The organism is Lysobacter sp. CA199 (assembly GCF_052078715.1).
In the GTDB taxonomy this organism is placed as follows: domain Bacteria; phylum Pseudomonadota; class Gammaproteobacteria; order Xanthomonadales; family Xanthomonadaceae; genus Lysobacter.
Genome location: NZ_JBQJIL010000012.1, coordinates 94,100 through 115,832, shown reverse-complemented (window position 1 = coordinate 115,832; position 21,733 = coordinate 94,100). Strand labels below are relative to the sequence as shown.

15 protein-coding genes and 1 pseudogene are annotated in these 21,733 nt (G+C 67.4%); 11 read left to right on the top strand and 5 right to left on the bottom strand.

The window, feature by feature from the left end; all coding sequences use genetic code 11:
• Window positions 1–278: 278 nt before the first annotated feature.
• Window positions 279–1,910, top strand: coding sequence for an alpha-glucosidase (locus ACTOWJ_RS21810; protein ID WP_441336848.1), 1,632 nt, complete (start codon window positions 279–281; stop codon window positions 1,908–1,910).
• A gap of 92 nt (window positions 1,911–2,002) precedes the next feature.
• The gene (locus ACTOWJ_RS21805) at window positions 2,003–2,890 is read left to right on the top strand and encodes a putative signal transducing protein (protein WP_441336715.1); all 888 of its coding nucleotides are present in this window, start codon (window positions 2,003–2,005) and stop codon (window positions 2,888–2,890) included.
• 115 nt (window positions 2,891–3,005) lie between these two features.
• Here the strand turns inward: ACTOWJ_RS21805 and ACTOWJ_RS21800 are convergent, their stop codons facing one another.
• Window positions 3,006–3,863: a hypothetical protein gene (locus tag ACTOWJ_RS21800; protein ID WP_441336714.1), complete on the bottom strand. Its 858-nt coding sequence runs from the start codon at window positions 3,861–3,863 to the stop codon at window positions 3,006–3,008.
• Window positions 3,864–4,149: 286 nt separating this feature from the next.
• On the opposite strand from ACTOWJ_RS21800, the pseudogene ACTOWJ_RS21795 reads away from it, so the two are divergent.
• Window positions 4,150–4,272: pseudogene (locus tag ACTOWJ_RS21795) on the top strand (DUF6053 domain-containing protein); the annotation flags it as partial.
• A gap of 62 nt (window positions 4,273–4,334) precedes the next feature.
• Here ACTOWJ_RS21795 and yihA read toward each other — a convergent pair.
• On the bottom strand, window positions 4,335–5,018 hold the full coding sequence (gene yihA / locus ACTOWJ_RS21790) for a ribosome biogenesis GTP-binding protein YihA/YsxC (RefSeq protein ID WP_441336713.1): 684 nt from the start codon (window positions 5,016–5,018) through the stop codon (window positions 4,335–4,337).
• A 184-nt stretch (window positions 5,019–5,202) separates the two neighbouring features.
• Between yihA and ACTOWJ_RS21785 the strand changes: the two genes are divergently transcribed.
• The 4 genes from ACTOWJ_RS21785 (at window position 5,203) to ACTOWJ_RS21770 (ending at window position 8,994) form a co-directional block, all read left to right on the top strand.
• On the top strand, window positions 5,203–6,066 hold the full coding sequence (locus ACTOWJ_RS21785) for a c-type cytochrome (protein WP_441336712.1): 864 nt from the start codon (window positions 5,203–5,205) through the stop codon (window positions 6,064–6,066).
• A 382-nt stretch (window positions 6,067–6,448) separates the two neighbouring features.
• Complete coding sequence (locus ACTOWJ_RS21780; protein ID WP_441336711.1) at window positions 6,449–7,114, top strand: thiol:disulfide interchange protein DsbA/DsbL; 666 nt, start codon at window positions 6,449–6,451, stop codon at window positions 7,112–7,114.
• 199 nt (window positions 7,115–7,313) lie between these two features.
• Window positions 7,314–8,207, top strand: a complete 894-nt coding sequence (locus ACTOWJ_RS21775) for a thiol:disulfide interchange protein DsbA/DsbL (RefSeq protein WP_441336710.1) — start codon at window positions 7,314–7,316, stop codon at window positions 8,205–8,207.
• 28 nt (window positions 8,208–8,235) lie between these two features.
• On the top strand, window positions 8,236–8,994 hold the full coding sequence (locus ACTOWJ_RS21770; RefSeq protein ID WP_441336709.1) for an endonuclease/exonuclease/phosphatase family protein: 759 nt from the start codon (window positions 8,236–8,238) through the stop codon (window positions 8,992–8,994).
• Window positions 8,995–9,309: 315 nt separating this feature from the next.
• On the opposite strand, the gene ACTOWJ_RS21765 is transcribed toward ACTOWJ_RS21770, so the two are convergent.
• The 3 genes from ACTOWJ_RS21765 to ACTOWJ_RS21755 form a co-directional block, all read right to left on the bottom strand.
• A complete protein-coding gene (locus ACTOWJ_RS21765) occupies window positions 9,310–12,204 on the bottom strand; it encodes a TonB-dependent receptor plug domain-containing protein (RefSeq protein WP_441336708.1) in 2,895 nt (964 codons plus the stop codon).
• Window positions 12,205–12,580: 376 nt separating this feature from the next.
• Window positions 12,581–15,499 (bottom strand): TonB-dependent receptor, encoded by a 2,919-nt coding sequence (locus ACTOWJ_RS21760; protein ID WP_441336707.1) that lies wholly within the window; start codon window positions 15,497–15,499, stop codon window positions 12,581–12,583.
• A gap of 292 nt (window positions 15,500–15,791) precedes the next feature.
• Window positions 15,792–16,589 (bottom strand): sulfite exporter TauE/SafE family protein, encoded by a 798-nt coding sequence (locus ACTOWJ_RS21755; protein WP_441336706.1) that lies wholly within the window; start codon window positions 16,587–16,589, stop codon window positions 15,792–15,794.
• A gap of 242 nt (window positions 16,590–16,831) precedes the next feature.
• Between ACTOWJ_RS21755 and ACTOWJ_RS21750 the strand changes: the two genes are divergently transcribed.
• From ACTOWJ_RS21750 to ACTOWJ_RS21735, 4 genes are all read left to right on the top strand, one after another.
• Complete coding sequence (locus ACTOWJ_RS21750; protein ID WP_441336705.1) at window positions 16,832–18,904, top strand: transglycosylase SLT domain-containing protein; 2,073 nt, start codon at window positions 16,832–16,834, stop codon at window positions 18,902–18,904.
• A 10-nt stretch (window positions 18,905–18,914) separates the two neighbouring features.
• On the top strand, window positions 18,915–19,820 hold the full coding sequence (locus tag ACTOWJ_RS21745; protein ID WP_441336704.1) for a complex I NDUFA9 subunit family protein: 906 nt from the start codon (window positions 18,915–18,917) through the stop codon (window positions 19,818–19,820).
• Window positions 19,821–19,984: 164 nt separating this feature from the next.
• Window positions 19,985–20,362: a PH domain-containing protein gene (locus tag ACTOWJ_RS21740; RefSeq protein WP_441336703.1), complete on the top strand. Its 378-nt coding sequence runs from the start codon at window positions 19,985–19,987 to the stop codon at window positions 20,360–20,362.
• 45 nt (window positions 20,363–20,407) lie between these two features.
• Window positions 20,408–21,652 carry a multifunctional CCA addition/repair protein gene (locus ACTOWJ_RS21735; protein ID WP_441336702.1) on the top strand — a complete coding sequence of 415 codons (1,245 nt, stop codon included), beginning with the start codon at window positions 20,408–20,410 and terminating at the stop codon, window positions 21,650–21,652.
• Window positions 21,653–21,733 lie beyond the last annotated feature (81 nt).

Here is a 21,733-nt window from a genome sequence, read left to right as displayed (position 1 = left end):
CGCATGTTAGGCAAGCCTTCGCGCCAACAGCGGGTTATGCATACGTATTCATGGGATTAAGTCGCATTCATGTCGCACTTCTTCTGGCGGTTTCGCGCTGAATACGTATGCACAGGCTCGGGCCGCGCGGGTCGGCGGCGGTAAGCTGGCCTGTATCGCGGCAGTGCAGCACGAAGGCCGCCAATCGATTCCAGGGGCCCGGCGTGTCGAGCGATCCGATCAAAACTACGCAGATCCAAACTGCGCCCGTCGAAACAGCGCCGGTACAAACAGCGCCGATCCAGACGCCGCAAGCCGGCGACCCGTGGTGGCGCGGCGCGGTCGTCTACCAGATTTATCCGAGAAGCTTCCGCGACCTCAACGGCGACGGCGTCGGCGACCTGCCGGGCATCATCGACAAACTCGGCTATGTCGCCGACCTGGGCGTGGACGCGATCTGGATCTCGCCGTTCTTCAAATCGCCGATGGCCGATTTCGGCTACGACATCGCCGATTACCGCGCGGTCGATCCGCTGTTCGGCCAGATCGACGATTTCGATCGCCTGCTGGCCAAGGCGCATGCGTTGGGCTTGCGGGTGATGATCGACCAGGTGCTCAGCCACACGTCCAGCGAACACGAGTGGTTCAGGCGCAGCCGCGAAAGCCGCGACAACCCGTATTCCGACTGGTACGTCTGGGCCGACGCGCGCGAGGACGGCACCGCGCCGAACAACTGGATGTCGCTGTTCGGCGGCGTGGCCTGGCGCTGGGAACCGCGCCGGCAGCAGTACTACCTGCACAACTTCCTGTCGTCGCAGCCGGATCTGAATTTCCACAATCCGGCGGTGCGCGCGGCGGTGCTCGACAACGTGCGCTTCTGGCTCGACCGCGGCGTCGACGGTCTGCGCCTGGACGCGATCAATTTCTGCTTCCACGACGCGCAACTGCGCGACAACCCGCCCAAGCCGCCGTCGCAGCGGGTCGGACGCGGCTTCAGTCCGGACAATCCGTACGCGTTCCAGTACCACCATTACAACAACACCCAGCCGGAGAATCTGGCGTTCCTGAGCGAGTTGCGCGCGCTGTTGGATCGCTATCCGGGCGCGGTGGCGCTGGGCGAGATTTCCTCGGAAGACTCGCTGGCGACCATGGACGAGTACACCCGCGCCGGCCGCCTGCACATGGGCTACAGCTTCGAACTGCTGACCGAGGATTACAGCGTCGAACACATCCGCGGCACCGTGCAGCGGCTGGAAGCGACCATGCGCGAAGGCTGGCCGTGCTGGGCGATCTCCAATCACGACGTGCAGCGCGTGGTCACCCGCTGGGGCCGCGGCGCGCGTCCGGCGCATTTCGCCACCTTGCTCAGCGCACTGGCGTGTTCGCTGCGCGGCTCGGTGTGCGTGTATCAGGGCGAGGAGCTCGGCCTGCCCGAAGCCGAGGTGCCGTTCGAGGCCTTGCAGGATCCTTACGGCAAGGCGTTCTGGCCGAACTTCAAGGGCCGCGACGGCTGCCGCACGCCGCTGCCGTGGGACGGCGGCGAAGGCGCCGGCTTCAGCACCGGCGAGCCGTGGCTGCCGATTCCGGCCAGCCATCGCCGGCTCGATGTGGCGCGCCAGCAGGACGATCCCGCGTCCGCGCTCAACGGTTTCCGTCGTTTCCTGGGCTGGCGCAAGCGTCATCGCGCCCTGCTCGACGGCGCGATCGGTTTCATCGACAGCGCCGAGCCGGTCATCGCCTTCGTGCGCGGCACGGGCGATGAAGCGATGCTGATGGCGTTCAATCTCGGCGACGGCGAGGCTTCGGTGGAACTGGGCGAACGCGCGGCCTGGGCCGTCGACGCCGGCCATGGGCTGCCCGGCGGCCGCATCCACGGCCAGCGTTTGATCCTGCCGGCTTACGGCATGTACGCCGCGCGCGTTGGCGGCTGAAATCGCGTCGGTTCCGCGCCGCTCGCCATGCGGCGGCAGTCGCGGGATACTCGCCTGGACGGACCGGCCGGTCGCGTCCAGGGAGGACATCGGTGCTAATCGTCTATCACGCCGCCCATTCGGCGGATGCGCAGCTCGTGCGCGGGTTGCTGGGGCAGGAAGGGATTCAATCGTTCGTGTTCGGCGGCGCGCTGGAAGGCGGCGCCGGATTGCTGCCGGTGGGCGGATCGGTGCGGGTGGAAGTCGCCGATCAGGACGCTGCGCGTGCGCGCGAGATCATCGAGGAATGGCAAGCATCGGCCGTTCCGCTGAGCGACGACGAGGACGAACCCGCCGACCAGGATTTCGGCGATGACGACACGCCCGAACATGTCGAAGATGGCAACGCCTATCGGCCGTTGAACCAGCGCAAACTGCGCCATACCGGTACCGGCATGGGCGGCATCGTGTTCGCGTTGCTGATCGGCGCCTTGCTCGGCGCCGCCGCGACCGGCATCGCGATGCAGCCGGGAGCCCGCGAGGAAAGCGCTGACTACAACGGCGACGGCGTCGCCGATGAACGCCTGTTCTTCGAAGGCGAGCGGCTGGTGCGCGTGCAATCCGATCGCAACACCGACGGCGACGCGGATCTGGTCACCCAATACGATGCGCGCGGCCTGGCGACCGGCGCCGAACAGGACCAGGATTTCAACGGCTCCTACGAAACCGTGGAAACCTACCGCGATGGCGTGTGGACCGGCCAGAGCGCCGACTACGACGGCGACGGCGCTCCGGAACGGCAACAGATCGCGCTGCGCGGCGTGTTGACCTCCGAGGAATGGCTCGATGCGCAGGGCCGGGTGATCAAGCGCAACCTCTACACCGGCGGACGCCTGACCGGCGGGGAGATCGACAGCGACGGCGACGGCGCACTGGACACCTCGCGCCTGTACGACTCGCGCGGCGAGATCCAATCATCGCGACCGCTGCAGGCGCAGTAAGCGCAGACGATAAAGCGCCGCGGCACGGAAACGATGCGAGCGCTATCGAAACGGCTCCGCCTTCGCCGGCATGGCCGATGGGCGGCGCCCGGTCCGTCGTCGCGACGGATGCGGGTTATCCGCGCGCCGGCACCTCACGCGCCGACCGCTCGCGCAAGTTCGGCCGCTCCGGCTGCAGCACCGGCGTAAGCGGCCGCATCGGCGCGGCCTTCGGCGGAACCGCCAGGGTATCCAGACGCTTCTTGGCGCCGGCGTTGCCCAGATCGGCGGCGCGCTTGAGCACCACCTTGGCTTCATCGATCCGGCCCTGGCCGACGTAAATCTCGCCCAGCCCGCTGAGCGCGGTGGCCTTGGCCTTGGGATCGCCGACCGGCGCGGCCTTCACCGCCTCGGTCAGGGTCGCCTGCGCGCTGGCCAACTCGCCGTTGGACAGCTGCTTCCAGCCGCACAAGGTCGCATCGCCGCCGCCGGCGCAGGGATCGTGACCGGCGCTGTCGGCCGCGGCGATCTGTTCGGCCAGTTCCTTGGGCTGGCTGGCCAGCGCGGCGCTGCCGAGCGCGTTCTGCAGTTGCTGGTTGTTCTGCTGCAGGCCCTTGACCTTCTCGATGATCGAATCGACCGAAATGTTGATGCTGCTGTTGTTGTCGGCGACCTGGATCGGCGCGTTCGCCGCCTGGGTCCGGCCGCGGTACTCGATCACCGGATCGGGCAGGTTCACCGCGGCGAAACGCGGCGAGAAGGTCAGAAACACGTTGGGCACCACGCGCTCGCCGCTACGCCAGCTCTTGAGCGTATCGAAACCGATCATCGACACCACCACCACCGCGCCGATGCCCAGATACCAGCGCACGTTCTTGTTCTGTTCGGCGTTCTTGGTCTTGAGCAGCGCGTAGGCGCCGTAAGCGAAGAACAGCAGCGCGGTGCCGTAGGCGCCGGCGGCGAGGATGGTCTGCGGGTCGGCGATCGGGTCCATGGCGTTATCTGTCCTGGGTGCAGCCCGCGCGCGATGCGCGAAGCTCGTGAGTCACCCAGGGGTTAACGCGAACGATGGTAAGAAAGCGGCCAGGGTCCGGCAGCCGGCGCTACTGGCGACCCGGCTTGCTCGGCAAACGTTCGAGACTTCGCGCGCCCCAAAGCCTTGATCGAAGGCTCGAGCTGTTTTGTGGGAGGGGCTTGAGCCCCGACGCTTTCCTCTCGGGTCGCGATGAAACGTTCGAGACTTCGCGCGCCCCAAGCCTTTATCGAAGGCCTGAGGTGTTTTGTGGGAGGGCTTCAGCCCCGACGCCTTCCTGTCAGGTCGCGATGATTCGCTCGGACCTGACTCTGCCGCGAGCGGATCGAACAGCGTCGGGGCTGAAGCCCCTCCCACAAGAGCAGCCCTCTCACAGAGCGGCCAGCCCCGCGCAAGCGAATTCACTTGCCCCGCGAATTCGAACGCCCGCGCTTACTCTTCCCGCGGCAGCTCGGGCGCGCTCGGCGCGGACGCCGGCGCATCGCCGAGTCCCAGCCAGCCCATCACTTTCTCGCGCGCCTCGTCCACGCCCTGCTTGGACTCGCCCGAGAAGGTCTGCACGCTGATCGTGTCGCCGAACGCCGCTTGCAGTTCCTTGCGTACCGTCATCAATTGTTGCTGCTGCTGGCCGCGACCGAGCTTGTCGGCCTTGGTCAGCAGCGCATGCGCGGGCAGATCGCGGCTGACCGCATAACCCAGCATCTGCCGGTCGTAGTCCTTGAGCGGATGGCGGATGTCCATCACCACTACCAGCCCGCGTAGGGCCTGACGGGTCTGGAAGTAGCGATCCAGGAACGCCTGCCAGTGCGCCTGCAGGTTCTGCGGCACCTTGGCGTAGCCGTAACCGGGCAGATCGACCAGAAAGCGGTCGGGGTCCGGCGCCGGCTCGGGTCCGCGATACGGCAGGCTGACGTCGAAAAACACCAGCTGCTGGGTGCGGCCGGGCGTCTTGGACACCCGCGCCAGCGCGTTCTGCTGGCACATGGCATTGAGCGCGCTGGACTTGCCGGCGTTGGAGCGGCCGGCGAAGGCGACCTCGAAACCGCCGTCGGGCGGCAGCTGTTTGACGTTGTGCGCCGACAACAGATAACGGGCGCGGGCAAGGTGGTTGATCATGCCTATAGGATCGCACGCCCCCGCCGCCCGCTCGCGTTCTGCGACCTGGGCGGCTGAACCCGCGTTGACCCGATCCGGGTCGGCGACAGATAATTCCGAGGTTCCGGCGCCCATAGTGGCCGGCCGCACCGCCATCCAGCCAGCCCTTGCACAGCAAGCCAGCAGTAGTTCGGAGCCCAGCTACATGAGCCAAGCCCGCGTCCTGAGCCTGATCGGCATCGCCGCCTTAGCGGTCGCCGCCGTCGCGTTCGCCCAGCCCACGGTCACGCCGATCCCCGACAAGGAGCCGGTGCAGGTCGCTCCGCTCTCCGGCGGACCCAAGGCCAAGTGGGGCGACGTCAAGGCCGGTGCGACCAAGGCCGGCACCTGCGCGGCCTGCCACGGCCTCGACGGCAACCCGACCGATCCGCAGTACCCGCGCCTGGCCGGCCAGAGCGAGCGCTACATCGCCCACCAGATCGCCCTGTTCAAGACCGGCGAGCGCAACACCGGCATGTCCGCGGCGATGAAGCCCTTCGCCGACGCGCTCAGCGAGCAGGACGCGCGCGACCTGGGCGCCTATTTCGCGACCCAGAAGTCCGGCGCCGGCGTGGCCGACGACACCGTGATCGCGTCCGGCCCCAACAAGGACAAGAAGTTCTATCAGGTCGGCGAACAGCTGTTCCGCAGCGGCGACGCGGATCGCGGCATCCCGGCCTGCATGGCCTGCCACGGTCCGGGCGGCGCGGGCAATCCGGGCCCGGCCTACCCGCATATCGCCGGTCAGCAGGCGGTCTACTCGCAGCGTCGCCTGGAGGAATACCGAGCCGGCACGACCACGCAGAAGGATCCGCACCTGTTCAACGTCATGGCCTCGGTGGCCAAGAAGCTGACCGACGAAGAAATCGGCTCGCTGTCGAGCTACCTGCAGGGCCTGCACGAGCGCGCCGACGACGTCGCCGCCGCCCCGGCACCGGCGGCCAAGCCGGCAGCTCCGGCGGCAGCTCCGGCAGCGCCCGCCGCCGCCCCGGCCGCGCAACCGGCCGCTCCGGCGCCCGCCAAGGGCTGAAGCCTGGGCGCCATCGATGCGCTCACCAACGCCGGCCTGGCGACAGGCCGGCGTTTTCGTTTACGGCCATCGGTAACCCGGAAGTCTCGATGTAGGAGCTGCGCAAGCTGCGACCGCGACATCTGGCTTTCGTCGCAGGCTAGGTTCCTGGTCGCAGCTTGCGCAGCTCCTACAGCCAGAATCCCAAGCGCGCCGCAAGAAGGTGACCGCCATCACCCAATACGCACCGCGGAACTTCCACGCCGCATTTAAGTCCCATCGCATACTCTGACTGCGCAACGCCGGCCGTTATCCTGGGTGCCGGCGTTTTTCATGCCCGCCCGTCCCGGGCGCGACGGCCCTCCGTGGCGCGACCGGGCCTCACCACCGACGAGACCTACCAATGAATCGACGCCTGGCCACCTTGCTGCTGCTCGCCGTGCTCCCCTTCGCCGCCACCGCCGCGCCCAAGGCCGCCGCGCCGGCCGGCCCCACGCCCGAGCCGGGCGTGGACTATGTCGAAATCGAGGGCGGCAAGCCGTTCGCTCCGGCCGCCGGCAAGATCGAGGTGGTCGAAGTGTTCGGCTACACCTGCCCGCACTGCGCTCACTTCGAACCGCAGATCAGCGCGTGGAAGGCCAAGCTTCCGGCCGACGTCAATTTCGTGCCGCTGGCCGCGCCGTGGGGCAGCTACTGGACGCCGTACGCGCAGGCTTTCTACACCGCGCAGACGCTCAAGCTGCTGCCCAAGACCCACGAAGCGGTGTTCAAGGCGCTGCACGAACAGCGCAGCCTGCCGATCCAGAACGCCACCGCGGCCGAAATCGGCGCCTTCTACGCCAAGTACGGCGCCGACGCGAACACCTTCGCCGCGACCATGACCGGCCCGGCCACCGCGCAGGCGATGAAGCGCGCCGGCGACTTCATCATGGCCGCGGGCGTCGACGGCACTCCGGCGATGGTGGTGGCGGGCAAGTACCGCATCACCACCCAGAAGGGGTTCGACGACATGCTGCGCGTGGCCGATCACCTGATCGCCAAGGAGCGCGGGACCACGGCCAAGCGCTGAAGCGCCCGGGCCGCAGTTCGACGCTCGCCGGTCGCGACCACGACGCGCGATCGGCCGATCGGCGCGGCGGCAACCACCTACACTCCACGTTACGTCCCGCGACCGCTATCCTGGCGGCCGCCCTCGACGGCGGCGCGTCCGGTGTCTTCCGGCACGCGCCTTGCCCGCCCCCTCATTCGTTCGTCTGCGGAGAGCTCTGATGAATTCGCGTTTGGCCACCTTGTCCCGATACCCGCTGGTTCTGAGCGCGTTGTTCGCGCTGGCCGCCTGCAACAAGACCGAAACCCCGGCTCCGGCCGCCGATGCCCCGGCCACGCCGGCGGCCAACGAAGCCACCGCGCCTGCCGCGACCACCGATGCAGGCGCCACGCCGGCACCGGCCGCCGCGCCGGAAGAGCCCGCGATCCAGCCCGCCGCCGTCGCCACGCCGCCGGCCGGCCCGGCCCCGGTCGCCGGCGCCGACTACGACGAAATTCCCGCCGGCCAGCCGTTCGAGCCGGTCGCGGGCAAGATCGAAGTCGCGGAAATCTTCAGCTACACCTGCCCGCACTGCGCGCAGTTCGAGCCGCAGATCCTCGATTGGCGCAAGAAGCAGACCGCGGACGTGAAGTTCACCCCGATCGCCGGCCCCTTCGGCGGCAACCCGATCCCGTTCGAGAAGGCCTTCTACGCCGCCCAGACCCTGGGCCTGGTCGAGAAGACCCACGAAGCGATGTTCCGCGCCGTGCATATCGACCAGTCGATCAACTACCAGACCGTCACCGACGAACAGCTCGGCGCGTTCTACGCCAAGTACGGCGTCAAGGCGTCGGACTTCATCGGCACCATGAACAGCTTCGCGATCAACGCCAAGGGCAAGCGCGCTGAGCAATTCATGCAGCGCTCCGGCGTCAGCGCCAGCCCGTCGCTGGTGGTCAACGGCAAGTACCTGATCAAGGGCAAGAACTTCGAGGACTACCTGCGCATCACCGATCACCTGGTCGCGCGCGAACGCGCCGCGATGCAGGCCGCCGCGCCCGCCGCTGCCGCTCCGGCCGCCGCTCCGACGACCGCGCCGGCGGCGCCGGTGGTCGAGCCGGCGAAGAAGAACTGATCGGCTCGGCGCGAGCATCGATCCGAGCATGAATACACGCCGGCTGCGCCTGCTCAGCGCGAACATCCAGGCCGGCTCCAGCACGCGTCGCTACAGCGATTACGCGACGCGCAGCTGGTCGCACGTGCTGCCCGCCGGCAACAAGCGCGGCAGCCTCGACACCATCGCCCAGTTGGCCGGCGAGCACGACATCGTCGGCCTCAACGAAACCGATCCGGGCAGTCTGCGTTCGGGCTTCACCAACCAGACGCATTACCTCGCCCAGCGCGCCGGCTTCGACTACTGGAGCCACCAGCCCAACCGCCGCGTCGGCAGCGTGGCCTCCAGCGCCAACGGCCTGCTGAGCAAACTGGAACCGCGCGAAGTCGTCGACCATCCTCTGCCCGGCCGGATCTCCGGCCGCGGCGTGCTGATCGCCCACTACGGCAACGGCGACGACGGCCTGACCGTCGCGGTCGCGCACCTATCGCTCGGCGCGACCTCGCGCGCCACCCAGCTCGCCTTCATCGCCGAACTGCTGCACGACCACCCGCACGCGGTGCTGATGGGCGACTTCAACTGCTCGGCCGACCGCCCCGAGATGCAGGCGCTGTTCCGCAACACCCGTTTGCAGCCGCCGAGCGAAGTGTTCCCCACCTTCCCCAGCTGGCGCCCGCAACGCGCGATCGACCACATTCTGCTCGGCGACGGCCTGAGTTTCGCCGGCGCCCGCGCGGTGCCTGCAGCGCAATCGGATCATCTGGCCTTGTCGTTGGAACTCGATGTGCCCGTCAGCGCCTTGACCTGAAGGCTCTGAGGTAAGAGCGGCGCAAGCCGCGACAGCGTCGCCGCGCCAACCTCGAAACCCACAGCCAAACTGCGCAGATACCCAATACGGTACGAACGTCGGTTCGCGATTGGGTGTCGTCCGCATTGCCGATTGCATCGTCGGTGCGACTGCGCGGTCGCGGCTTGCGCCGCTCCTACAGGGAGCGCCCGTAAGTGAACGCCGCTGTGTGGGAACAGCCTGCCGCACGCGCACACGAAAACGGCCGGTGGCGAACCACCGGCCGTTCGTTTTCATATCCAGCGACCGCGGCCGATGCACCGGCCGCGGCAACGATCAGAACCGCAGATCGGCGCGCACGTAGTAGTAACCACCACCCGGCAGATCGTAGGTCGAACCGTCGAAGCCGTTGAGGTTGCACGACAGGCAGGTCGGCGGATCCTTGCCGAACACGTTATTCATGCCGGCCTGCAACTGCAGCCCCTTGAGCACGTCGAAGCGGTAACCGATCTGGAAGTCGTGGAACGTGGTCGCGCCCAGGCGGTTCTCGCCCGGCTGCGGATCGTTCTTGCACACCGCGAAATCGGCGGCGTCGCCGCACTGCTCGACCAACTGGCTGATGTGACGCGCGGTCCACGACGCGTTCCACTTGCCGTAGCTCCATTCCAGGGTCGCGTTCGAGGTCCATTCGGGAATCGAACGGGTGACCGGATCGCTGACCAGCACGCCCACTTCGAGCGGCTGCAACGAACCGTCCGCGCCGACCGCTTCGTAGTTGCCCACGATGGTGTTCTGCCAGACCACCTTGAACTGGCCGAAGCGGGTTTCCGGCAGGGTCCAGAACACGTCGATGTCCCAGCCGTCGGTCTTGATCACGCTCAGGTTGCCGAGGAAGTTGGCGAAACCGTCGATCTGGTCGGTGATCGGATTGCGCTGGATGCCGCCGCAGAATTCCGGCGACAGCGTCTGCACGCACAGATTGAGCTGGGTCTGCGGGTCGATGGCCTGGATCGCGCCTTCGATGCGGTGGCTGTAGAACGTGCCCTCGATATCCACGCGCTTGGCGATCGCGCTGTCTTCGAAGATCGACGGCGTCCACACGAAGCCCAGCGAGAAGCTGGTCGAACGCTCCGGTTCCAGATTCGGATTGCCGCCGGTCAGCACCGAGATCTGCGGATCGACCTGGCGCGTGCCCGGATTGACGCCCTGCGCGGCGCAGTTGGCCGCGCTGCCGGTCGGCGGCGCGCCGTTGGAACCGATCAGACACGGATCGATCATGCCCACGTCGGCGCGGCTCTGCGAGCCGAACAACTCGCCGATCGACGGCGCGCGGAAGCCTTCGGCGTACGTGCCGCGCAACAGCAGCTCGTCGGCCACCTGCCAGCGCAGGCCGTACTTGGGCGTGAACTCGCCGCCGAAGGTGGAGTAATCCGAATAGCGGCCGGCCAGGCTCAGGTCCAGGCTCTTGCCGAACGCGGTGTCCTTGAACAGCGGCACGTTGAGCTCGACGTAGACCTCGTTGACGTCGTACTCGCCCTGGGTCGGCAACGACGGCACGCCGTTGTATTCGCCGCGCACGGTGATCGGATCGGGGCGGTAGGAGCCCTCGTACTTGCGGTACTCGTAACCGGTCGCGAACGACAGCGGGCCGGCCCACATGTCGAACAGATCGCCGGACAGGTTGAAGGTGGCCAACTGCAGCTTGTTCTCGCTGCTGTCGTGCAGCACCGGGCTGATGTACTGCAACATCGCCGGAGTGATGGTGTTGTAGCCGAAGATGTTGAGCGGCGTGCACCCGGGCGTGGCCGCGCAGATCGCCGGATCGCCCATCGCGGTGGCGATGTTCTTGGCGTTGTAGCTGCCGCGGTTGGTCTGCTCGGCCTTGTTGCGGCTGCTGGCCAGGTTGACGTCCCAGAAGAAGGCGCGCTCGCCGACGTCGAAGGTGCCTTCCAGGCCTGTGCCGACGAACCAGGTATCGACCTTCTGTTCGAAGTAGCGCGGACCGCCCTCGATCGGACGCCGGCGCAGGATGCTCAGGTTGCTCGAATCGAGCTGCACGCCGAACGGATTGAACGGATGGTTGGCCGGCATCACCACCGCGGCCGCGAACGCGTTGCCGGCGCCGGGTCCCAGATCGATCGGCTCGGGCGCGGCGCGGTTCTCCGATTCGCGACGGTTGAGCAAGGCGCGCGCATACCAACGCACCTTGTCGTTGACGTCGAAGCGGAACTGGCCGAATACGCCGCTGCGCTCGGACGGCGACAGCACGTAGTTGTACGGGGCGAAGTTGAACGGATCGTTGGAACCGAAGCAGTGGAAGCCGTCGGTGCGCACCACACCGGGCGCACACGCGGGCTGACCCGGCGTGTAGGTCGGATTGCTCTGGCCCTGATTGGCGACCAGATCGTACTTGCGCCCGTCCGGCGCGGTGAAGGCGATGCGCCCGCCGGGAACGCGCGAGCTGCCCAGCGCCAGGCCGGTGCCGGGCACCGGGAAGCGCGAGAGTTCGCGATCGGCCGAGCTGACTTCGTCCTGCTTGGTGTAGCTGGCGCCGAGGAACCAGTTGGCGCGCTCGCTGCTGCCGCCGTAGGCGAAGTCCAGGCCGCGGCTGGTGCCGTCGCCCTTGGTGTACTGGCCGAAGTTGGTGGTGAGCTGGAATCCGTCGAAATTGCGCCGGGTGATGATGTTGACCACGCCGGCGATGGCGTCCGAGCCGTACAGCGAGGACGCGCCGTCCTCGAGCACTTCGATGCGCTCGACGATGGCCAGCGGAATGGTGTTGAGGTCGGTCGCCGAACCCACGCCCGAGGCGGAGGATTCGTTGACCCAGCGGATGCCGTCGACCAGCACCAGCACGCGCTTGGAACCCAGGTGGCGCAGATCGACCGTGGTCGAACCGGCGCCCACGCCGCCGCCGTCGGACGGGAAGCCGTCGTTGCCCGAGGCGTTGCGCTTGCCGTTGAACGAAGAACCCGAACCGGTGAGCTCCTGGACCACGTCGCCGATCGAGGTCAGACCGGTGCGTTCGATGTCGTCGCGGGTGAGGGTCTGAATCGGAACCTGGCTTTCGATCTCGGCTTTCTTGATGCGGGTACCGGTGACCTGGACCGCGTCCAGGGTGGTGGTGCTGCTCGCAGGCGCGGCTTCCTGCGCGGCTGACAAACCCGGCAGGGCGACCAGCACGGACAACTGAATGGCTTTCGCCAAGGTATGACGGCGTAACGCTTTCATCGACTCTCTCCCTCGAATGGTGTGTGACTTAGCTCTAGTGGCTATACGCACGCCGTGCATCCTTGTGCCACGGCCGATGCAGTTTTGAACAACGCGTGAAACCGTCTCAAAGCGGTGGAACCGCACGAAAGCTCCGGACACGACGGCGCACGCATGAAGCCGCCGCGAGACCCCCATCGCCTTCGCACTCACTGCATTCGCGGCCAGGCCGTCGCGGCCACGGCCTCAACCCAACCCCACCGCGAACATCCCACAACGAAACGGCCGGTGGTCTCCCATCGGCCGTTCGTGTTTCAAGCCGTCGATAACGGATCGACCGCGGGCGCGCCGATCGCGGACGCCCCGATCCAAGCCGGCCGATTGACGGCGACCGCGATCAGAACCGCAGGTCCGCGCGCAGGTACAGGAAACGGCCACCCGGGATGTCGTAGGTGGACGCGTCGTAACCGTTGAGCGAGCACGACAGGCAGATCGGCGGATCCTTGTCGAACAGGTTGTTGACGCCGCCGGTGATCTGCAGGCCCTTGAGCACTTCGAAGCGATAACCCAACTGCACGTCGTGATAGGTGGTCGGCGCGAGCTTGTTCTCGCCGGTTACCGGGTTGTCGCAGTACGGCGAAGCCAACGCCGAAGCCTGACAGGTTTCGGTCAGCTCGGAGATGTGGCGCACGGTCCACGACGCGTTCCAGGCGTTGCGCTTCCAATCCAGGGTGAGGTTGGAGCTCCACTCGGGAATCGCGCTGTCGTTGACTTCCACGCCCGGCTTGCGCGGCTGAATCTGCCCGGCGGCGCCGACCGCGTCGTACTGGGTCACCCAGGTGTTCTGCCACTTGACCTTGAATTGGCCCAGCGCGGTTTCCGGCAGCGTCCAGAAGAAGTCGATGTCCCAGCCGGAGGTCTTGATCGAACCCAGGTTGGTCAGCTTGTTCTCGAAAGACGAAATGCCGCCGATGCTGGAGCGGGTGATGCCGCCGCAGTACAGCGGATCGAGGGTCTGCACGCACAGGTTGAGCTGGGTCTGCGCGTCGATCGCCTGCACCGCGCCTTCCAGCGAGTGACGGTAGTAGGTGACTTCGAAGTCGAACTTGTCCGACCAGCCCGCGCCCGAGGCCCAGGCCGGGCTGTAGACGAAGCCGGCGGTGAAGCTGCGCGCGGTTTCCGGCTCCAGGTCCTGGTTGCCGCCGGTCTGCACCGAGATCTGGCTGTTGGCCTGGGCGGCGCCGGCCGGCACGCCGAGCGCGGCGCAGTTGGCGCGGTTGCCGGTCGCCGGCTCGCCGGTGATCGAGGTCAGGCACGGATCGCTGAGCTGCAGGTCGGCGCGACTGGCCGAACCGAACAACTCGCCGATCGACGGCGCACGGAAGCCTTCGGCATAGGTGGTGCGCAGCAGGAACTCATCGGCGACTTGCCAACGCAGACCGTACTTCGGGGTGAACTGGCCGCCGAAGGTCGAGTAGTCCGAGTAACGGCCGGCCAGGCTCAGGTCCAGGCTCTTGCCGAACGCGCCTTCCTTGATCAGCGGCACGTTGAGTTCGACGTAGGCTTCGTTGACGTCGTACTCGCCCTTGGTCGGCAGCGACTGAGTGCCGTTGTAGAAACCGGCCACCGTGATCGGATCGGGCTGATAGAAGCCCTCGTACTTGCGGTACTCGTAACCGGCGGCGAACGACAGCGGGCCGGCCCACATCTCGAACAGATCGCCGGAGAAGTTGGCGGTGAAGGTCGACAGCTTCTGTTCGCTGCGATCGCGCACGATCGGGCTGATCCACTGCAGCATCGCCGGGGTGATGGTGCCCGGGCCGCCGAACAGATTCAGCGGCACGCAGCCGGGGGTGGCGGCGCACACGGCCGGATCGCCGACCGCCAGATTGATGTTGCGCACGTTGTAGCTGCCGCGGTTGGTCTGGTCGGCCTCATTCTTGTTGCTGGCGAGGTTGACGTCCCAGAAGAACGTGCGGTCACCGGCATCGAAGCTACCTTCCAGACCGGCGGCGATGTAGGTGGTGTCGACCTTCTGGTCGAAGATGCGCGGACCGCCTTCCACCGGCCGGCGCGCGACCGTGTCGAGATTGGCGTTGGGGCCGATCGAAGTCAGGTCGAAGCCGAACGGGTTGTACGGGTTCAGGCGCGAAATGGTGATCTGCTCGGACCACGGATTGCCGGTGCCGGCGCCGGCGCCGAGGAACAGCGGTTCCGGCGCGGCCTGGTTGGTCGACTCGCGGCGGTTGTACAGCGCCTTGACGTAACCCTGCACGTTGTCGTTGAAGTGGAAACGGAACTGGCCGAACGCGCCGGTGCGCTTGGACGGCGTCAGCAGCATGTTGTACTGGGCGAAGTTGAAGCGGTTGGCGCCGCCGAACGGGATGAAGTCCTGCGGATAGCGCGGATTGCCGTTCGGGAAGCTGCTGCCGTTGGGCGTGGTGATGTCGCACAGATTGATGTTGGGCGTGCTCGGATCGCCGTCGTGATCGGTCGAGGGGCAGCTGGGATTGGTGAAGGTGAAGCGGCCGTTCGGCGTCGCCGAACTGCCCGCTTCCACGCCGCGGCCCGGCACCGGCACGCTGGAGACCTCGCGGTCGCGCGAGAACACCGGGTCTTGATCGACGTAGCTCAAACCCAGGAACAGGTTGGCGCGATCGGTGTTGAAACCCCAGGCGGCGTCGAAGCCCTTGAGCTTGCCGTCGCCCTCGCCGTACTGGCCGTAGTTCAAGGTCAGCTGGCCGCCTTCGAAATTGCGGCGGGTGATGATGTTGACCACGCCGGCGATGGCGTCGGAGCCGTACAGCGAGGACGCGCCATCTTCGAGCACTTCGATGCGCTCGACGATCGCCAGCGGAATGGTGTTGAGGTCGGTCGCCGCGCCTACGCCCGAGGCGGAGGACTCATTGACCCAACGCATGCCGTCGACCAGCACCAGCACGCGCTTGGGGCCGAGGTGGCGCAGATCGACCTGGGCGGAACCTGCGCCGATGCCGTCGCCGTTGGGCGAGAAACCGAAGTTGCCGGACGAATTGAATTTGGTGTTGAGCGCGGAACCCGCGCCGGTGAGTTCCTGGACCACATCGCCGATCGAGGTCAGACCGGTGCGCTCGATGTCTTCGCGGGTGAGGGTCTGGACCGGAACCTGGCTTTCGATCTCGGCCTTCTTGATGCGGGTGCCGGTGACCTGGACGGTATCCAGCGTGGTGGCGTCTTTGGCGGGTGCTGCCTCCTGGGCAGCGGCGAAGCCCGGCAGGGCGACCAACAGGGACAACTGGATGGCTTTCGCCAAGGCATGGCGACGCGACGGCTTCATCGACTCTCTCTCCCTCTACGGTATGTGTGACTTAGCTCTGATGGCTATTGGCACGCCGCCCGGACCGGCCGGACGACACCGAAAGGTTGTAAACAATTCGTGAATCCGCCACAAGGCGCAAATAGGTGGTACTTGCCAACCCGGTCTCAGTTCTGAGCGGCATGCACCGCGTTGCCGCCGAACGGCGGCACCCGGCAAGGTCGAATCGGCCCGTTCAGGCTCGGCCCAAACCATCGCCGCCCGGGCCGCGCAAAACGCGAATCCCGCCGCGTCGCCTAGGCCCTGCCGGCGCTCAGCCGCCCAGCAGCAAGCTCACCGCGACCAGGATCAGGAAGGTGGCGAACACCCGCTTCAAGGTGTCGCCATGCAGTTTGTGCGCCAGGCGCGTGCCATACGGCGCCGCGAACACTGAGGCGACGGCCACGCCGATCGCCGCGGGCAAGTAGACGTAACCGATCGCATGGTGCGGCAGCGCGCCAGGCGGCGCGTTGAAGGCATAGCCGACCGCGCTGGCCAGGCCGATCGCCACGCCGCAGGCCGACGAGGTACCGACCGCGCGCACCGGCGCCACGCCGCGCCACACCAGCAGGGGCACGGTCATGCTGCCGCCGCCGATGCCGACCACCGCCGACACCGCACCGATGCCGACGCCCGCGGCGGTCAGCGGCGTTCCCTGCGGCGGCGGCGCATCGGCGCCCAGCGCGGCACGGTTCTTGCCGAACAGCAACTGCGCGGCGGCGATGAAGCAGTAGACGGCGACGATCCAGCGCAGCCATTCGCCGTCGATGCGCACGGCGACGAAACTGCCGAGCCAGCCGCCGAGCAGCAGGCCGGGCACCATCCAGCGCACGGTCGGCCACAGCACGCTGCCGCGCTTGGCATGCGCGCGCGCCGATGCGGTCGCGGTCAATACGATACTGGCCAGCGAACTGGCCAACGCGGTGTGCATCGCCGCTTCCTGCGGAATGCCGAAGACCGGCGCGATCCAGGCCAACGCGGCGACCAGCACCAGACCGCCGCCGACGCCGAGCAAGCCGGCGAGGATGCCGGCGATCGCGCCGAGGACCAGAAAGACCAGCCAGATCGTCATGCGCGCGCTCCGAAAGCGAATCCACGATTCTGCACGGGCGTTCGCTGCCTGGATAGCCGACTGTAGGAGCGGCGCGAGCCGCGACTGCGAACTCGCGCATATGACGCAAGCGGAGTTTCGCAGTCGCGGCTCGCGCCGCTCCTACAATCGCCATACCGAGCCACGCGACGCGCTTGGCGATTCGCGATCATCCATGCAGCGTTCACATAAGACATTCATGCGCGCTCGGCTATAGTCCAGCGATGCTCCCGCGCCCCCATTCCCTGCTGTTCGCCGCGCTCGTCGCGACCCTCGCCACCACCGCCTGCGCCCAGTCTCCGGCGTCGGCGCCGACCCAGCCCGCGGTCAAGCCGGCACCGGTCCGCAATGCGCTGCCCGCGCCCGCGGTCGACCTCTTGCTGCCGCGCGTGCGCGCGGCCATCGACGCGGCCGAACGCGGCCCCTTCGATGCCGCGCAGTACGCCGATATCGCCCGTCATCCTTTGTACGGCTGGGTCGAGTACCAGGCGCTGCGCCGCGGCATCGACACGGTCAACAACGGCCAGGCCCAGGACTTCCTCAACCGTCGCGGCCGCGAAGCCTCCGGCGATGCGTTCCGCGATCTGTGGCTGGCCGCCGCGGCGCGGCGCGAAGACTGGGCGGCATTCAACGCTGCGTGGTCGCCCAAGACCCTCGCCGGCAAGGACCGCAGCGTCGCCTTGCGCTGCGCCGAATTGAACGCGCGTCAGGCCCTGGGCCGGGTCGATGCGCAATGGACCCGCGAGGCGCAGACGATCTGGCGCAGCAGCGGCAAATCGCTGCCCGACGGCTGCGACGCGCCGTTCGCGGTGCTCGCCGCGCAAGGCGGGTTGAGCCCGGAATTGCGTTGGGAACGTATCGATGCGGCCGCCGCGGAATGGCAACCGGCGGTGATGCGCGCGGCTGCACGTGGGTTGCCTGCGGATCAGTTGGCTCAGGCGAACGAGTACGCGGCTTTTTTGGATAACGTGAATGAGCGCGCGCTTGGTTGGCCCAAGACCGAACGCAGCCGCAAGATCGCCTCCTACGGCCTGGCAAAACTGGCCAAGGCGCAACCGGCCAGCGCCGAGGCGCAACTGCCCAAGTACGCCAACGCGCTGGCCTTTACCGATGAAGACCGCGGCCGCGTGCTGTATCAAACCGCCCTGTGGTCGGTGGCGTCCTACGACGCGCAATCCGCGCGCCGGCTCAACGCCGTGCCCGATGTGGCCTATGACGAGCGCCTGCACGAATGGCGCGCGCGCGAAGCGATGTCGCGCTCGGATTGGAACGGCGCACTCGCCGCGATCCGCAAGATGGGCCCCAAGCAGCGCGACGAATCGCGCTGGGAATATTTCGAAGCGCGGCTTAGCGAACGCGCCGGCGACAAGGCCACGGCTGCGCGGCTGTATCGCGAGTCGGCCAAGAACGCCGACTTCCACGGTTTCCTCTCGGCCGACCGTCTCGGCGCGCCATACACGCTGTGCCCGATCCAGCCCACCGACAGCGCCGCGTCCAAGGCCGCGATCGCGCGCGATCCGGCGCTGCAGCGCGCGATGGGCCTGTTCCAGATCGAACGCACGTCCTGGGCGATCCGCGAATGGGACGACGCTCTGAGCCGCTTCGACGACACCCAGCGGCGCATCGCCATCGAAGTGGCGCAGAGCTACAACTGGTTCGACCGCGCGGTGTTCTCGCTCAACAAGACCCCGCAGGAACAGCGCTTGTACTACCTGCGCTTCCCGCTGCACCACGGCGAGACGATCCGCCGCGAATCGCTCAAGAACGGCATCGATCCGGCCTGGGTCGCCGCCGAGATCCGCGCCGAGAGCGTGTTCAATCCGACCGCACGTTCCGGCGCCAACGCGATGGGCCTGATGCAGGTGCTGCCCGGCACCGGCGCTCAGGTCGCCAAGAGCCTGGGCCTGCCCTGGGGCGGCGCGGCCAGCCTGTACGACTCGGACACCAACATCATTCTGGGCACCGCCTATCTGCGCCAGTTGCTCGACAAGTACGGCGGCCAACCGTATTTCGCGATGGCCGGCTACAACGCCGGTCCGGCGCCGCTGTCGCGCTGGCAATCGCAGCGTCCGGGCATGGATCCGGATTTCTGGATCGAGACCATCAGCTACAAGGAAACCCGCGAGTACGTCGCCCGCGTGCTGGCCTTCAGCGTGCTCTACGACTGGCGCCTCAACGGCGATGCAGCCAGCGTCAGCGACCGTATGCGCGGGGTGATCGACGCCAAGCGCAAATCCTTCGCCTGCCCGGCAACGGCGGCCACCGCCACCACGCCGTTGCCGGCCGAAACAGAGTGAGCCGCGCGCGATGCCCCGTCGTCATGTCCTGATCCTCGGCGGCACCGGCTTCGTCGGCCGCCATCTCGTCGAACACCTGCTGCGCGAACGCTGCCGCATCACCGTGCTCAGCCGCGGCGTCGATCCGCACAAGAAGAAGCTGCTCTCGCGCGAAGCCAGCATCATCGAAGGCGACGTCGGCAATCCGGATTTCCTGCGCGCGGTGCTCGACGACGTCGATGCGGTGGTCAATCTGGTCGGCATCCTCAACGAAGTCGGCGACACCGGCGCGGGCTTCGAGCACGTCTACGTGGAACTGCTCGAAGCGCTGATCGAGGCCATGCGCGACATGGGCGTGACGCGCCTGCTGCAGATGAGCGCGCTCAACGCCGGCACCGGCCAGAGCCATTACCTGGAATCGCGCGGTCGCGCCGAACAGCGCGTGCGCGCCTCCAAACTATCGTGGACGCTGTTCCGCCCCTCAGTCATCGCCGGCCCCGGCGACGGCCTGTTCTGCCGCTTCGACGCTTTGTTGCGCTACGCGCCGGTGCTGCCGATGGGCCGCGCCGACGCGCGCTTCCAGCCGGTCTGGGTGGGCGACGTCACCCAGGCCTTCGTCAACGCCTTGAACGACGACAGCCACATCGCGCGCAGTTACAACCTGGTCGGGCCGGACGTGATGACGCTGGCGCAGATCGTACGCGCCAGCGCGCGCGCCCGCGGCCGTCTGCGCGCGGTGCTGCCGCTGCCCGAAGCGTTGGGCAAACTGCAGGCCGCCATCGGCGAACACCTGCCGGGCAAGCCGATCAGCCGCGACAATTGGCGCTCGCTGCAGACCGATTCGACCAGCGTGGAGAACGGCCTGATCAAGCTCGGCGTTACGCCGACGCCGGTGTTGGCGCGGTTGCCCGAAATCCTGGGCCTGGCCACGCGCTGACTCCCGCCTCTGTAGGAGCGGCGCGAGCCGCGACCTCACGGAAACGTCGTAAGCGCGATGTCGCGGTCGCGGCTCGCGCCGCTCCTACAGGGGGCGGACGCGACAACACCTCGCCGGTTTGCCTGCGCTAGGATGCGCATCACACCTCGCGACAAGGACATCCCATGGGCCTGCTCGACACCCTGCTCGGCCACGCCGGCGAAAAATCCACCGACAAGGTCAACGACGACTTCGCGCCGCTGCTTGCCGCGGGCGAAACCGTGCAACGCGCGTTCGGCGAGATCCGCGACCTGATCGTATTCACCGACCGCCGCCTGATCCTGGTCGACAAACAGGGCGTGACCGGCCGCAAGACCGAATTCCTGAGCCTGCCCTACCGCAGCATCGTGATGTTCTCGCTGGAAACCGCCGGGCATTTCGATCTGGAATCCGAGTTGCGCCTGTGGGTCTCGGGTCAGCCCAATCCGATCGTGCGCCATCTGGGCCGCAGCGCCGGCGCCGAGGACATCATCGGTTTGCTGGCGCAGAACGCGCCGCGCTAAGACCGCGGCTGAAATGTACCGAAACAGTATTTGAGGAATGCGAGGATGGAGGTGTACTTGGTCGGCGGCGCGGTGCGCGATTCTCTGCTCGGCCTCTTGGCCGGCGATCGCGACTACGTGGTCGTCGGACAAACCCCCGAGGCGATGCTCGCCGCCGGCTTCAAGGCCGTGGGCAAGGACTTCCCGGTGTTCCTGCATCCCGACACCGGCGAGGAATACGCGCTGGCGCGCACCGAGCGCAAATCCGGACGCGGCTACCGCGGTTTCGTGGTCGACGCCGATCCGTCGGTGAGCCTGGAAGACGATCTGGGCCGGCGCGACTTCACCATCAACGCGATCGCCCGCGACGAAAGCGACGGCCGCCTGGTCGATCCCTACGGCGGCGAGCGCGATCTGCAGGCGCGGGTGCTGCGCCATGTCGGCCCGGCCTTCGTCGAGGATCCGCTGCGGGTGCTGCGCGCAGCGCGCTTCATGGCGCGGTTCGCGCCGTACGGTTTCACCGTCGCGCCGGAAACGATGGCGCTGATGCGGTGGATGGCCGAGTCGGGCGAACTCGCGGACCTGGTCGCCGAACGCGTCTGGCAGGAACTGCGCCGCGCGCTGACCTGCGCCGCGCCGTCGGCGTTCGTGCGCACCTTGCGCGACGCCGGCGCGCTGGCGGTAGTGCTGCCGGAAGTCGATGCGTTGTACGGCGTGCCGCAGCGGCCCGAATACCATCCTGAAGTCGATACCGGCGTGCACACCGAGATGGTGCTCGATCAAGCCGCCAAGCTCGCCCCGGGCGACGATCTGATCGGTTTCGCCGCACTCACCCACGACCTGGGCAAGGCGCTGACCCCGGCCGATCTGCTGCCGCGCCATCACCAGCACGAGCAAGCCGGCCTGGAACCGCTGGCCGCTTTGTGCGCGCGGCTTAAAGTGCCGACCGATCACCGCCTGCTCGCCGAGGCGGTGTGCCGCGAACACCTCAACGTGCACCGTCTCGACGAAATGCGTCCGCGTTCGGTGTACGAACTGATCGCGCGCTGCGACGGTTTCCGCAACCCCAAGCGGATCGAACAGATGTCGCTGGCCTGCGAAGCCGACAAGCGCGGTCGCCTGGGCTTGGAGGACAGCGAGTATCCGCAAGCCGCGGCCCTGCGCGCGGCGTTGCGAGCCGCGTTGAAGGTGCGCGCGAGCGATCTCAAGCCGGGACTGAGCGGCCCCGCGATCGGCGAGGCGATGCGGCGCGCGCGGATCGAGGCGATCGCCGTCGCCCGCAAAAACGTCGGCATCGACGGCCCTTTGTAGGAGCGGCGCGAGCCGCGACCGCGACACCACAGTTGCGCCGCAGGTTTGATGGCGCGGTCGCGGCTCGCGCCGCTCCTACCG

Excerpts from the sequence above, each read along its gene's own strand:
- ACTOWJ_RS21800 (WP_441336714.1), bottom strand. The coding sequence starts at position 3,863 with ATGGACCCGATCGCCGACCCGCAGACCATCCTCGCCGCCGGCGCCTAC.
- yihA (WP_441336713.1), bottom strand. The coding sequence starts at position 5,018 with ATGATCAACCACCTTGCCCGCGCCCGTTATCTGTTGTCGGCGCACAAC.
- ACTOWJ_RS21785 (WP_441336712.1), top strand. The coding sequence starts at position 5,203 with ATGAGCCAAGCCCGCGTCCTGAGCCTGATCGGCATCGCCGCCTTAGCG.
- ACTOWJ_RS21780 (WP_441336711.1), top strand. The coding sequence starts at position 6,449 with ATGAATCGACGCCTGGCCACCTTGCTGCTGCTCGCCGTGCTCCCCTTC.
- ACTOWJ_RS21775 (WP_441336710.1), top strand. The coding sequence starts at position 7,314 with ATGAATTCGCGTTTGGCCACCTTGTCCCGATACCCGCTGGTTCTGAGC.
- ACTOWJ_RS21770 (WP_441336709.1), top strand. The coding sequence starts at position 8,236 with ATGAATACACGCCGGCTGCGCCTGCTCAGCGCGAACATCCAGGCCGGC.
- ACTOWJ_RS21765 (WP_441336708.1), bottom strand. The coding sequence starts at position 12,204 with ATGAAAGCGTTACGCCGTCATACCTTGGCGAAAGCCATTCAGTTGTCC.
- ACTOWJ_RS21760 (WP_441336707.1), bottom strand. The coding sequence starts at position 15,499 with ATGAAGCCGTCGCGTCGCCATGCCTTGGCGAAAGCCATCCAGTTGTCC.
- ACTOWJ_RS21755 (WP_441336706.1), bottom strand. The coding sequence starts at position 16,589 with ATGACGATCTGGCTGGTCTTTCTGGTCCTCGGCGCGATCGCCGGCATC.
- ACTOWJ_RS21750 (WP_441336705.1), top strand. The coding sequence starts at position 16,832 with ATGCTCCCGCGCCCCCATTCCCTGCTGTTCGCCGCGCTCGTCGCGACC.
- ACTOWJ_RS21745 (WP_441336704.1), top strand. The coding sequence starts at position 18,915 with ATGCCCCGTCGTCATGTCCTGATCCTCGGCGGCACCGGCTTCGTCGGC.
- ACTOWJ_RS21740 (WP_441336703.1), top strand. The coding sequence starts at position 19,985 with ATGGGCCTGCTCGACACCCTGCTCGGCCACGCCGGCGAAAAATCCACC.
- ACTOWJ_RS21735 (WP_441336702.1), top strand. The coding sequence starts at position 20,408 with ATGGAGGTGTACTTGGTCGGCGGCGCGGTGCGCGATTCTCTGCTCGGC.